12 protein-coding genes are annotated in these 12449 nt (G+C 72.6%); 4 read left to right on the top strand and 8 right to left on the bottom strand.

From position 1 onward, the window contains the following. Positions 1 to 30 precede the first annotated feature (30 nt). Positions 31 to 1017: a hypothetical protein gene (locus tag GXP74_RS12705; protein ID WP_182451593.1), complete on the bottom strand. Its 987-nt coding sequence runs from the start codon at positions 1015 to 1017 to the stop codon at positions 31 to 33. Positions 1018 to 1170: 153 nt separating this feature from the next. Between GXP74_RS12705 and GXP74_RS12710 the strand changes: the two genes are divergently transcribed. After that, positions 1171 to 1668 (top strand): NUDIX domain-containing protein, encoded by a 498-nt coding sequence (locus tag GXP74_RS12710; RefSeq protein WP_182451594.1) that lies wholly within the window; start codon positions 1171 to 1173, stop codon positions 1666 to 1668. Between the two features lie 55 nt (positions 1669 to 1723). Here the strand turns inward: GXP74_RS12710 and GXP74_RS12715 are convergent, their stop codons facing one another. Beyond that, positions 1724 to 3196, bottom strand: coding sequence for an MFS transporter (locus GXP74_RS12715; protein ID WP_182451595.1), 1473 nt, complete (start codon positions 3194 to 3196; stop codon positions 1724 to 1726). A gap of 159 nt (positions 3197 to 3355) precedes the next feature. Between GXP74_RS12715 and GXP74_RS12720 the strand changes: the two genes are divergently transcribed. After that, on the top strand, positions 3356 to 4135 hold the full coding sequence (locus tag GXP74_RS12720) for a TetR/AcrR family transcriptional regulator (protein ID WP_182451596.1): 780 nt from the start codon (positions 3356 to 3358) through the stop codon (positions 4133 to 4135). Here GXP74_RS12720 and GXP74_RS12725 read toward each other — a convergent pair whose 3' ends face one another. The 5 genes from GXP74_RS12725 to GXP74_RS12745 form a co-directional block, all read right to left on the bottom strand. After that, entirely contained in the window at positions 4136 to 5113 is a 978-nt protein-coding gene (locus tag GXP74_RS12725) for a cytochrome c oxidase assembly protein (protein ID WP_225447887.1), read from the bottom strand. Between the two features lie 101 nt (positions 5114 to 5214). Further along, positions 5215 to 6210, bottom strand: a complete 996-nt coding sequence (locus GXP74_RS12730; protein ID WP_182451597.1) for a 2-hydroxyacid dehydrogenase — start codon at positions 6208 to 6210, stop codon at positions 5215 to 5217. A gap of 107 nt (positions 6211 to 6317) precedes the next feature. Beyond that, positions 6318 to 7343: a 6-phosphofructokinase gene (locus GXP74_RS12735; RefSeq protein WP_182451598.1), complete on the bottom strand. Its 1026-nt coding sequence runs from the start codon at positions 7341 to 7343 to the stop codon at positions 6318 to 6320. 384 nt (positions 7344 to 7727) lie between these two features. Next, entirely contained in the window at positions 7728 to 8456 is a 729-nt protein-coding gene (locus tag GXP74_RS12740; RefSeq protein ID WP_182451599.1) for a type 1 glutamine amidotransferase, read from the bottom strand. Between the two features lie 31 nt (positions 8457 to 8487). After that, positions 8488 to 9744, bottom strand: coding sequence for a MurT ligase domain-containing protein (locus GXP74_RS12745; RefSeq protein ID WP_182451600.1), 1257 nt, complete (start codon positions 9742 to 9744; stop codon positions 8488 to 8490). A 91-nt stretch (positions 9745 to 9835) separates the two neighbouring features. On the opposite strand from GXP74_RS12745, the gene def reads away from it, so the two are divergent. Next, a complete protein-coding gene (gene def / locus GXP74_RS12750) occupies positions 9836 to 10384 on the top strand; it encodes a peptide deformylase (RefSeq protein WP_182451601.1) in 549 nt (182 codons plus the stop codon). A 14-nt stretch (positions 10385 to 10398) separates the two neighbouring features. Here the strand turns inward: def and GXP74_RS12755 are convergent, their stop codons facing one another. Beyond that, complete coding sequence (locus GXP74_RS12755) at positions 10399 to 11094, bottom strand: TetR family transcriptional regulator (protein ID WP_182451602.1); 696 nt, start codon at positions 11092 to 11094, stop codon at positions 10399 to 10401. 82 nt (positions 11095 to 11176) lie between these two features. Here GXP74_RS12755 and GXP74_RS12760 point away from each other — a divergent pair, with 82 nt between their 5' ends. Then, a complete protein-coding gene (locus GXP74_RS12760; protein WP_182451603.1) occupies positions 11177 to 12436 on the top strand; it encodes an acyl-CoA dehydrogenase family protein in 1260 nt (419 codons plus the stop codon). The last annotated feature ends 13 nt before the right edge of the window (positions 12437 to 12449 follow it).

Consider the following 12449-nt stretch of genomic DNA (forward strand, 5'->3'; position numbering starts at 1 on the left):
CCGGGCGGCCGGGCCCGCTCACGGACGGGCTCAGTGCTGGTAGACGGTGATCGTCCGGCTGGTGGTCGGGCCGTCGAGGGCGTACTGGGCGGCGCTGAAGAAGGCGTACAGCGGGGTGGTGCCGCTGGCGAACGGGGCCTGGTACGGGCCCGACACCAGCCGCAGCCGGTAGCTGACGACGGCGTCCTTCGCCAGGCCGTTCCCGAGCACCGGCAGCTGACCGCCCTTCAGGGCGACCCAGTGCCCGCCTTCGAGCAGGTCCACGGTGACCCTGCCCGGGCCGTACTGGTCGCCGTCCTGGACCAGACCGGAGGTGCTCACCTCGCCGCCGACCGGGCCGGGGACGGCCGCGCCGGTGCGGTTGGCGACGGTCAGGGTCTCCAGCGCGTCCCGGCCGGGGGCGACACTGCCGCCGCCGGTCAGCGTCTCGACCACACGGCCACCGGTCCTGGCGGCGCCGACCTTGAGGTCCACCGTGCTGAACGGCGCGCTGTCGTCGGGGGCGGCGGAGTTGCTGACATTGACCAGGACGGCGTTGTCACTGGCCTTCCAGGCCTTGGTGGCGCCGACGGTGACCTTCCAGGTGTAGCTGGCGTGCGCCGGGAGGACGAAGTCCGCGCTGCCCCAGAGCTTGCTTGCCTTCGGGTGGATCTGACCGATCAGCCCGGGCTCCTCGGCGATCGTCCCGAACCCGGTGGCCGGGGCGTGCACCGGGACCACCGACAGCGACAGGTCGGCGGAGGCCAGGGCGAAGACGCCCTGCGGGGTGGCGCTGAAGGTGCCCAGGAACGGGGCGGACTTCCCGGTCGTGTTGGTGGCGGTGACCGTGAAGGACTCGGTCCGGCCGCCCGGCAGCAGCGGGCCCCTGGCGCTGACCGCGCCGTAGCTCACGGTGACCGCGGGCTTCGCCGGGGCCGGGGCGGCCGCGTTCGCGACCGCCGGGAGCAGCGCGGTGGCGGTGCCGGCGGCCAGGGCGACGGTGGCGGTGGTGGCGACCAGGCGGGCGCGGACGGACATGGTGTCTCCCGTTGAGTGGTGGGGAGGTCTCCCCGGAGTGCCGGCGGCGGGCCGCTGCCCGCCTGACATGAGTAGCCTCCCAGTCCAAGATCCGTGCCGTGTCCGGCAATTGTCACGGCCGCGAAACAGCGCCGGGCGACGTAGGGTCGGGGCATGAGCGTGGAGCGGGTTGGGCGGCGGGCGGCGCGGGTGCTGGTGCTGGATCCGGACGGGGCGGTGTTCCTGCAACTGCACGACGACGCTGAGGTCGGGCTGCACTGGGTGCTGCCCGGCGGCGGCCTGGAGCAGGGGGAGGACGAACTGGCCGGTGCGGTCCGGGAGGTGGTGGAGGAGACCGGCTGGACCGACGTCCGGACCGGACCCGCGCTGTGGGTGTGGGAGCACGACTACACCCGGAAGGGGGTGCCCACCCGGCAGCGGGAGGTGATCTTCCTGGGGGAGGGACCGCGCCGGGACCCGGTGGGGGACCTGGCCGCCTCGTTCACCGAGGACGGGATCATGACCTGCCGCTGGTGGACACCCGAGGAGCTGGCCGGGTGCCAGGAGGTGCTGTGGCCGCCGCGGCTGGTCGAGCTGCTGGCGGAGCTGCGCCGCAGCGGGCCGCCGGAGCAGCCGGTCGATCTCGGGTACGTCCCCAACGACCCCCGCTGAGCGGCCCGCGCGGTCGGTCCGTGGCGCCGGTCAGCCGGTCAGGTCGGTCAGCCGGTCAGCCGGTGTGCGGGCGGGCGGCCTTCGGCAGGGCGAAGGCGATCAGGGCGGAGCCGAGCAGCGCCGCCGCCGCGCAGCCGAGCGTCCAGCCGGTCGCGTGGACGTAGCCGCTGCTCGCCGCCCAGCTGAGGAAGCCGGTGCCGAGGGCGGCCACCCCGACCGAGCCGCCGAGCTGCTGGACCGCGTTGAGGACGCCGGAGGCCGATCCGTTCTGCTCGTCGGTGACCCCGGCCAGCGCGATGTCGAAGAACGGCGCCATCAGCAGGCCCATCCCGAAGCCGGTCACCAGCAGCGCCGGGACCAGCTGCCAGCTGTCGGTGCGCAGCCCCCCGTGGGCGAAGGTCGCCCACAGGCCGCAGCTGCCGACGGCGGCGATCAGCATCCCGCCGTGCAGCACCCGGCGGCCGAACTTCGGCCCGAGCACCGAGGCGCCGAGGATGGCGCCGGGGACGATCCCCAGCGAGAACGGGATCATGGTGGCGCCCGCGTGCAGGGCGGTCCAGCCGCAGCCGAGCTGCATCATCAGGGTCAGTGTCAGCATCAGCCCCGACATCGCGGCGAAGAAGACCAGCCCGGTGGCGAGCGCCGCGACGTAGGCGCGGTTGGCGAACAGGCTCGGCTCGACCAGCGGTGAGCCGCCCGCGCGGGAGATCCGCCGCTGCTGTCCGGCGAAGATCGCCAGCAGCGGCAGCGAGGCGGCCATGGCGGCGTACGTCCAGCCGGGCCAGCCCAGCTCGCGGCCCTGGACCAGCGGGAACACCAGCAGCAGGACGGCGGCGCTGACCAGCGCCACCCCGGGCAGGTCGAGCCGGGTGGCGGAGCCGGAGCGGACGTCCCGGGGGATCAGCCGCGCCGCCAGCGGCACCGTGGCCAGGCCGAGCGGGAGGTTGATCAGGAAGATCATGCGCCAGCCGGTGCCGAACAGGTTCGCGGTGACCAGCAGGCCGCCCAGGGTCGGGCCGAGCACCGAGGAGAGCCCCATCACCGGTCCGAACGCGGCGAAGGCCGCGCCCGCCTCGGCCGCCGGGAAGACCGAGCGCAGGATGCCGAGGCCCTGCGGGATCAGCATCGCCGCGAAGCCGCCCTGGAGCGCCCGGGAGGTGATCAGCATCGGCGGGTCGGCGGCCAGTGCGCACAGCGCCGAGCAGATCGTGAAGCCGGTCGCGCCGATCAGGAACATCCGCCTGCGGCCGACCAGGTCGCCCAGTCGGGCCCCGGTGATCAGCAGGACCGCGAAGGGCAGCGTGTACCCGGCGGTGATCCACTGGATCTCGCTGCTCCCGCCGCCGAGGGCGGCATGGATCGCGGGCGCGGCGACGTTGACCACAGTGGAGTCGAGGAGGTCCATGACCTCGGCGATCAGGACGACGGCGAGGATCTGCCAGCGCCAGCGGTAGCCGGGCGGCTTCGCCTCGGGCTCGGTCACCGGTTCGACGGCCGGTTCGACGGCCGGAGTGGTGGTGTCGTTCATGGGGTCCCCCGGGGGTTCGAGGCAATGAGGACGAACAGTGTTCGTTATAGCGAACACCGTTCTACTAACGAACGCTGTTCGTGTCAACTACAGTGGGATCCGCGTGATCGGCCCGGACCGATCAGCCCGGACCCGTCCGGCCCGTGTGAGGAGTGACCCGTGGCCCCAGCCGCCAAGCCCGTACGGCCCACCACGTGGGCCGCGGCCGAGGCACGCCCGCCCCGGCGGCGCGCGCTCGGCCGGGACGCCATCGTCGAGACGGCCCTCGGCATCATCGACGCCGAGGGCCTGGACGCGCTGAGCATGCGCCGGGTCGCCCAGGAGCTGAACACCGGGGCCGCCTCGCTGTACGCGCACGTCAGCGGCAAGGAGGAACTGGTCGAGCTGGTGCTGGACCTGGCCTACCGGGACCTGGTGCACCCGGACCCCGACCCGGCGATCTGGCGCGCCCAGGTGAAGGACTTCCTGCGGCAGGCCCGGGACCACCTGGTCGCGCACCACGACCTCGCCCGGGCGGCCCTGGCCTCGAACATCCCGACCCTGCCGCACCAGCTGGACGCCGCCGAGACGGTACTGTCGCTGCTGCGCGCGGGCGGGCTGCCGGACCAGGTCGCGGCCTACGGGGTGGACCTGATCGGGCTCTACCTGGTGGCCTCGGCGCACGAGCTGAGCCAGCGGCACAGCGGGGCCGTCGCCAGTCCGGAGCAGGACCAGGCGTACCTGGACGGCGTCCGCGCCTACTTCGGGTCACTCCCGGCCGACCGCTACCCGGTGCTGGTCTCGATGATCGATCCGATGACCCGGAACGAGGGGGACGAGCGCTTCGACTTCGGCCTGGACGTGATCCTGGCCGGGCTGGTGGCCCAGGCGCAGTCGGCCGCCCAGTCGTCCGCGCCCCCGGCGCTGGGCCGGGTCGACCGGGCGGGCGACACGCCTTAGCTAGCTCTGCTGCTGGACGCCCGAGCGGCGTTGCAGGTTCGCCAGGTAGGCGTTGTAGTCGTTGAGCTCCTTGTCGCCGTCGCGGTCCGCGGTGCGGTCCTTGCGCCGGGACAGCCGCTCCTCCGACTTGGCCCACTGGAAGGTCAGCGCGATCAGCACGATGAAGGTCGGGATCTCGCTGAACGCCCAGGCCAGCCCGCCCGCCATGTGCTGGTCGGAGAGCGGGTCCACCCCGAGCGAGGCGGCCGGATGGGCGAAAGTGGTCACCATCAGGCCGGACGACATCATGATCGCGATGCCGAAGAAGGCGTGGAACGGCATCCCGATGAACAGCTCCAGCATCCGCATCAGGTGCCCGGGCCGGTGCGGGCCCGGGTCGACGCCCATGATCGGCCAGAAGAAGAGCAGGCCCACCCCGAGGAAGTGCACCATCATCAGCTCGTGGCCGAGGGTGGTGCGCATCAGGAAGTCGAACAGCGGGGTGAAGTAGAGCCCGTACAGGCTGGCGATGAACAGCGGCAGGGTGAACGCCGGGTGCGAGACCACCTTCACGTAGCGCGAGTGCAGCAGCGAGACCAGCAGGTCGCGCGGGCCGCGGCGGCCCCGGCCGCTGGCCGGGAGCGCCCGCAGCGCCAGCGTGATCGGTGCGCCCATCAGCATGATGATCGGCGAGAACATCGACAGCACCATGTGCTGGAGCATGTGCGCGCTGAGCATCTGCATGCCGTACTGGTCGAGGCCGGTGCAGGTGACCAGCGCGATGGTGAGCACGCCCAGGACCCAGGCGACGGTGCGCCCCATCGGCCACTGGTCGCCGCGCCGCCGCAGCCGGACCACGCCGGTCAGGTAGAGGCCGAGCAGCAGCAGGCAGCCGATCAGGAACGGCAGGTTCACCGTGGGGTGGAAGGCCAGGACCCGGCCCACGGTCCACGGCGGCAGCTCCTGCGTCATGCCCGGCATCCCCGGCATGGTGCTCATCGGCGGTTCCTGCTTCCTGGTGGCGGCGGTGCTCGCACCAGAGTAGAACTGTCCGGTTTGCGCCCCGCACGCCGCCCCCCGGCCGACGTCGCGCCGCGTCGCTAGGCGCGCGGGATCAGCGTGTTCTCGCTCGTCCGGCCGTTCAGGAAGTCGTCCACGTTGCGGGCGGTGGCCTCGATGATCTGGGTGACCGCCGTCCGGGTGAAGTACGCCTGGTGCGAGGTGACCAGCACCTGCGGGAAGGTCATCAGCCGGGCCAGGGTGTCGTCGGTGACCACTTCCAGCGACTTGTCGAAGAAGAACAGGCCGGTCTCCTCCTCGTAGACGTCCAGGCCGACGCCGCCGAGGCGGCCCGCGCGCAGCGCCTCCACCAGGGCGGCGGTGTCCACCAGGCCGCCCCGGCTGGAGTTGATCAGGATCGCCTCCGGCTTCATCCGGTTCAGCGCCGAGCCGTCGATCAGGTGGTGGGTGTCCGGCAGCAGCGGGACGTGCAGGGTGATCAGGTCGGACTCGGAGAGCAGGTGGTCGAGCGAGGTGTACTTCATGCCGAGGTCCAGGCAGGCCGGGTTCTCGGCGACGTCCCAGCCCAGCAGGGTGGTGCCGAAGCCGTTGCCGATCCGGGCGAAGCACTCGCCGATCTTGCCGGTGCCGATCACGCCGACGGTCATCCCGTGGATGTCCTGGCCCATCAGCCCGTCCAGCCGGAAGTCGAACTCGCGGGTGCGGTTGGCGGCCCGGGCGATCCGGCGGTTCACCGCCAGGGCCAGCGTCCAGGCGAACTCGGCCACCGCGTGGGGGGAGTAGTAGGAGACCCGGGCCACGGTGAGGCCGAGCTCGGCGGCCACGCCGAGGTCGATGTTGTTGAAGCCGGTGGACCGCTGGGCGATCATCCGGGTGCCGCCGCCCGCCAGCAGCCGCAGCGTGGTCGCGTCCAGCCGGGCGTTGACGCTGGTGCTGACGATCTCGTGCCCGGCGGCCAGCGGCGCGGTGTCCGCGTTGAGGAAGACGTCCAGGCAGTGCACCTGGTGGCGTCCGTCGAAGGCCTGTTCGATCAGCGGTTTCTCATCGGCCTGCACGCCGTAGGCGAGGATCTCCATGGAAGTCACGCTAAGGGAGGAGCCCCGAGCCGACAATCCGAACAATCCGGATGGGCGGTGCTCGGGGCTCCTGGTACGTCAGCCGGTCGGCGCCGGACGACGCCGCGTCAGATGACGGTCTCGGCCTCGGCGTAGCGCTCGGCCGGGACGGTCTTCAGGTCGGCCACCGCGTCGGCCAGCGGCACCAGGTTGATCTGGGTGCCCTGGAGCGCGGTCAGGTGCCCAAAGGCGCCCTTGTGCACGGCCTCGACGGCGTGCCAGCCGAAGCGGGTGGCGAGCACCCTGTCGTACGCCGTCGGCGTGCCGCCGCGCTGCACGTGCCCGAGGATGACCGGGCGGGCCTCCTTGCCCAGGCGGTGCTCCAGCTCCATGGAGAGCTGGTTGGCGACACCGGTGAAGCGCTCGTGGCCGTAGATGTCCACGGTGCCCTCCTCCCAGTGCATGGTGCCGGGCTCGGGCTTGGCGCCCTCGGCGCAGACCACGATGGCGAACTTCTTGCCGCGCTCGAAGCGCTCGCGGACCACGGCGGTGACCCGGTCGATGTCGAACGGACGCTCCGGGACGATGATCGCGTGCGCGCCGGCGGCCATGCCCGCGTGCAGCGCGATCCAGCCGGTGTGGCGGCCCATGAGCTCGACCACCATCACCCGCTGGTGCGACTCGGCGGTGGTCTTCAGCCGGTCCAGCGCCTCGGTGGCCACCGACACCGCGGTGTCGAAGCCGAAGGTGACGTCGGTGCAGGCGATGTCGTTGTCGATGGTCTTGGGCACGCCCACGATCGGCAGCCCGCCGTCGGACAGCAGCCGGGCGGCCTTCAGGGTGCCCTCGCCGCCGATCGGGATGATCCCGTCGAGGCCGAGCTCCTCGCAGTACTCCTTGGCGCGGGCCACGCCGTTCCGCAGATGACTCGGCTGGACCCGGGTCGAGCCGAGAATGGTCCCGCCCTGGGCCAGGATGCCGCTGACGGAGTCCAGCGTCAGCTCCCGGTAGTCGCCCTCCAGGAGCCCGCGCCATCCGTCCTGGAACCCGATGATCTCGTCGCCGTGGTCCACCACGCCGCGATGGACGACGGAGCGGATCACGGCGTTCAGACCCGGGCAGTCCCCGCCGCTGGTCAGCACACCAATACGCATCGCTTTGCAACTCCCGAGCAGAACCGGACGACCGGACTTCTTTGCCCGACAACCCGCCCACCGTACCGGGCGGCTTCCACTGGTGGTTGGCGTGGAGGTTGCGCCCGGATGAAGGTACGGCAAATCGGACATTTACCCCATCGTGATGATACCGCCCGCTGAACTCCGGTCAGGTCGGGGCGGACGCGGTCGCGGCATCGTCGCCGCCTCCGCGCGGGGAGGAACCCTCTATTCGATACAGCACATCTGCCCGGTCGGACACCCACTGTCCGAGGGCTGGACACCCGGCGTCCGCCGGAACCCCGCGCCGACGGGCCCAAGCGGGAGCGTCCCTGCTCCCGGGCCCCGGCGCGGCGGTGGTCGGGCCGACGGTCGGGTCGGCCGTCAGGCCGGCTGCTGGACGGCGGCGATGCGCTCCGCCCGCAGCGCGTCGTACCAGGTGTTGTCCACCGGCGGCAGCGCGCTGACATCCAGCGCCAGCTTGATCAGCAGGTCCGCCACGGCCGGGTTGCGGGCCATGATCGGGCCGTGCAGGTAGGTGCCGAAGACGGTGTCCCGCCAGGCCCCCTCGGTTCCGTCGCCGGTTCCGTTGCCGCCACCGACGGTGAGCCGGGCCAGCGGCGAGACGCCCTGGCCCAGGTGGGTGACCCCCTGGTGGTTCTCGAAGCCGGTCAGGGTGGGCAGCCCGAGCCGCGGGTCCGGCTCGGCCAGTATGTCGCCGACGTGCCGCGCCGACTCGCCCCGGGTGCTCCAGACGTCCAGCAGCCCCAGGCCGGGCGCGCGCTGGCCCCGGTCGTCGATGAACTCGTGGCCCATGATCTGGTAGCCGGCGCAGACACCGAAGACGATCGCGCCGTTCTCCACCGCGCGGTGCAGCCCCGGGTCGGCCCGCAGCCGCTCGCCCGCGAGCCGCTGCGGGCGGTCCTCGCCGCCGCCGATCAGGTAGATGTCGCCACTGGTCGGCACCGGCTGGTCGGACCGCACGTCGATCCGGGCCACGTCCAGCCGCCGCTGGCGGGCCCGACGCTCCACGACCAGGGCGTTGCCGCGGTCGCCGTAGGTGCTCAGCAGGTCCGGGTAGACCCAGACCAGGCGCAGTGCGCTCTCGCTCATGAGTTCAGTGATCCTCTTCGTCAGCAGCCGGTCAGCCGCGCACGTCGCGGCGCAGCTGCTGGAACGCGGTGTAGTTGGCGATGGCCTCGATCCGGCCGGGCGGGGCCGCCGCCACCGCCTGCGCGAGCGTGTCGACGACCTGGAAGTGCACCCCGGCGACCTCCAGCCGGACCGCCAGGTCCAGTTTGCGCTGGCCCATGACGAAGACCGGGTGGCCCGCCAGCCGCTCGTAGTCGACGTCCCACAGCCAGGAGGTGTCGGTGCCGTCCGCGCCCAGCGCGTTCACCGAGAGCACCACCGGCGAGGGCGGCGGGTCGATCAGGGAGAAGGTCTCCAGCCAGCCCGCCGGGTTCTTCGCCAGCAGCAGCCGCACCTCACGGCCGGCGACGGTGACCGACTCGTAGCGTCCGGCCACGGCCTGCACGCTCTCCATCCGTTGCAGCGCGACCTGCGGGTGCACCCCGAAGACGGCGGCGACGGCGGCCGAGCTGGTGGCGTTGGAGAGGTTGGCCCGGCCGGGCAGTTGCAGCCGGATCGGCCAGGCGGAGCCCTGAGGGTCGATCACATGGTCGCCGTTCAGCGCCCAGTGCGGCTGCGGCCTGCGGAAGCCGCAGGCGGCGCAGTACCAGTCCTCGCCGGGGCGCTGCATCACGCCGCCGCAGCTCGGGCAGGACCAGGCGTCCTCGCGGTAGGCCTGCCCGGCGGCCACCCAGACCACCCGGCGGCAGGAGGAGGCCGCCCAGGTGACCAGCGGGTCGTCGGCGTTGGCGATGATCACGGCCTCGGACCCGGCCAGGCCCTCGCGCCACTTCTCGGCCAGCATCCGGGTCTCCGAGGAGCGGTCCAGCTGGTCCCGGGAGAGGTTGAGCAGCGCGATCGCCTTCGGCGAGGTGTCCCTGGCCACGCCCGCGAGGTACTTCTCGTCCACCTCGATCACGCCGAAGCGGGCCTCGCTGCCCTCGGCCAGCGCCGAGGTGATCCCGGCCGGCATGTTCGCGCCCAGGGCGTTGGAGACCACCGGACCGGCGGCCTTCAGCGCCTCGGCGATCAGCCGGGTGGTGGTGGTCTTGCCGTTGGTGGCGGACACCAGGACCACGTCCAGGTGCTCCGCGAGCGCCCGCAGCAGGTCGGGCTCGAACCGCAGCGCGACCTTGCCGCCGATCACTGAACCGCTGCCGCGACCGGCTGTGCGCGAGACCGCGGCGGCCACCTTGCCGGCTGTCACGGCGAGCTTGGCGCGCGGGGGCAGCGTGGCCGACGGGCCGCCCGGCTCGGGGTTCGCTGGCATCAGGGTCGCTCTCCTCCTCGGTACAGACGGGCCCAGCCTACCGGCACCGGGAATTCCGCCGTGCCCTGTACCCGCCGTACGATCTTCCAATATGTCCCGCATCCCCGGTAGTACCGGCACCGTCCATCCCGTGACCGCCTGGGCCGAGCCCGTACTCAGCACCCCCTGCGCCACCGTCACCGCCTTCGACGCGGAGCTCGCCCGACTGGTCGAGGACCTGTACGCGACGATGTACGCGCGGGACGGCGTGGGCCTGGCGGCGAATCAGATCGGGGTCGGGCTGCGGGTGTTCGTCTACGACTGCCCCGACGACGAGGACGTCCGCCATCTGGGGCACCTGGTCAACCCGGTCCTGGTGGAGGCGGACGGGGTGGTGGTCTCCGGCGAGGAGGGCTGCCTGTCGCTGCCCGGGCTGCGGGCCCGGACCCCCCGCTACGACCGGGCGCTGGTACGCGGTCAGGACCTGACCGGAGCGCCGGTCGAGGTCGAGGGCACCGGCTTCTTCGCCCGCTGCCTCCAGCACGAGAGCGCGCACCTGGACGGCGGGGTGTTCCTGGACCGGCTCGGCGGGCTGCGCCGGGCCCGGGCGCTGCGGACGATGCGCCGCGCGGACTGGTACCGGGCGCCGCGGGCCGACTGACGGGGCGCGGGCGGTCAGGGGCGGTCCGGGCGCTGCCGCCCGTCCGCCGCGCCCCGCTCCGGCTCCGCCGCCGCCTCCGTCGCCGCCGCCGCGTCGGTCTCCGTGGGTTCGGGCGCCGGGCCCGCCGGGACCGGGCGCTGCCCGGCTGCCGCCAGGCGTCCCCAGAGCAGGTCGGCGAGGGTCTGCACCATCCGCTCGCGGGAGAACGGGTGGGTCTCCAGCCACCAGTCCCCGGCCGCCAGCACCATGCCGGTCACCGCCTGGCCCCAGGCCTCGGCGACCACCGCGCTGTCCGGTCCGAGATCGACCTGCTCCCGCATCGAGCGGCTGAGCTCGTCCGCGATCTGCCGCAGCGCCGGGGCCAGCGGTCCGGCCGGGGTGAGGCCGTCGGCGGCCGGGTCGGGGTGCGCCAGGAAGCGGTAGACCTGCGGTCTGGCCTCGATCGCGGCCAGGTAGGTGTCGATCACCGCCTCGACCCGGTCCCGGCGCTCCAGCGGCAGCGCCAGCGCCGCCCGGACGGAGGCCAGCAGCCCGGCGGTGTGGCGCTCGGCCAGTGCCCGGTAGAGGCCGGTCTTGTCGCCGAAGTGCCGGTAGAGGATCGGCTTGGTGATCCCGGCCTCGGCGGCGATGGTGTTCATGCTGGCGCGCGGACCGTCGCGGTGCACAACCCGGTCGGCGGCGTCCAGCAGTTCGCTGCGGCGATCGGCCATTGACTTTCCTTACTACGTGGTAACAAGATGGGTGCGCAGTTACCGAAGGTAACACCAAGCCTATGCCTGCTGGGGATACGACATGTCCGAGACGCCCGCCACGACCGGTTTCAGTCTTGAGCTGAACGAGGACCAGATCGCGGTCCGCGACTGGCTGCACGGCTTCGCCGCCGACGTCATCCGGCCCGCCGCCGCCGAGTGGGACGAGCGCGAGGAGACCCCCTGGCCGGTGATCCAGGAGGCGGCCAAGCTCGGCATCTACTCGCTCGACTTCTTCGCCCAGCAGCAGTTCGACCCGACCGGCCTGGGCATCCCGATCACCATGGAGGAGCTGTTCTGGGGCGACGCCGGGATCGGCCTGGCCATCGTCGGCAGCGCGCTGGCCGCCGTCGGCGTGGTCGCCAACGGCACCCCCGAGCAGGTCGGCACCTGGGCCCCGCAGATGTTCGGCACCCCGGAGGACGTCAAGCTCGCCGCCTTCTGCTCCTCCGAGCCGGACGCCGGTTCCGACGTCGCGGCGATGCGCACCCGCGCGGTCTACGACCAGGCCGCCGACGAGTGGGTGCTGAACGGCACCAAGACCTGGGCCACCAACGGCGGCATCGCCCACGTCCACGTGGTCGTCGCCTCGGTGGACCCGGCGCTCGGCGCGCGCGGCCAGGCCTCCTTCATCGTGCCGCCGGGGACGCCGGGGCTGAGCCAGGGCCAGAAGTTCAAGAAGCACGGCATCCGCGCCTCGCACACCGCCGAGGTGGTGCTCGACGGCGTGCGGGTGCCCGGGCACTGCCTGCTCGGCGGCAAGGACAAGCTGGACGAGCGGCTGGCCCGGGCCCGCGAGCGAGCCGCCGCCGAGGCGCGCGGCGAGCGCACCGAGAAGGTCAGGAACGCCGCCATGGCCACCTTCGAGGCCTCCCGCCCCGCCGTCGGCGCCCAGGCCGTGGGCGTGGCCAGGGCCGCGTACGAGGTGGCGCTGGACTACGCCAAGACCCGCGAGCAGTTCGGCCGCCCGATCATCGACAACCAGGGCATCGCCTTCACCCTGGCCGACATGCGCACCCGGATCGACGCCTCCCGGCTGCTGGTCTGGCGGGCCTCCTGGATGGCCAACAACGGCAAGCCGTTCACCGCGGCCGAGGGCTCGATGTCCAAGCTGTACGCGGGCGAGACCGCCAAGTGGGTCACCGCCCAGGCGATCCAGATCCTCGGCGGCAACGGCTTCACCCGGGAGTACCCGGTGGAGCGGATGCACCGCGACGCCGCCATCTACACCATCTTCGAGGGCACCAGCGAGATCCAGCGGCTGGTCATCGCCCGCACCCTGTCCGGCCTGCCGATCCGCTGAGCCCAGGGGTCCC

Origin of the sequence: Streptacidiphilus sp. P02-A3a (genome assembly GCF_014084105.1) — a bacterium.
GTDB lineage: Bacteria > Actinomycetota > Actinomycetes > Streptomycetales > Streptomycetaceae > Streptacidiphilus.